Source organism: Dellaglioa sp. CoH-56-MRSF-14 (genome assembly GCF_056782115.1).
In genome coordinates this window covers 1-248 of sequence record NZ_JBXAYB010000131.1, presented here as the reverse complement: position 1 = coordinate 248, position 248 = coordinate 1, and the positions used below count along the sequence as shown (strand labels likewise).

The 248-nt window shown below is 54.4% G+C and carries 1 protein-coding gene; it reads left to right on the top strand.

Annotated features, from left to right (window positions below):
* Positions 1-248 (top strand): hypothetical protein (locus AC1RPX_RS08070; protein ID WP_481763380.1); only part of this gene is annotated, 248 nt, incomplete at both ends.

Here is a 248-nt window from a genome sequence, read left to right as displayed (position 1 = left end):
CATCCAGAACGCGATGCACGGAACCGTGCGAACGCTCGACTTCGGAGGCTGCTTCTACACACGAGTCGGAACCGTGGTCCACGAAGTGATGCAGCAGGCACTGTGCTTGAGTGGAAAGTTCCTTGCGAACTACGAGTGCAAAGAGTGTGGCACAATGCACGAGCTTTCGTACAAATACGAGTGTTGTGGTTTTCCGACCGTGTACCATGAGCTGAGCATCAACTACAAGGGCATCAGCGGCCACATCG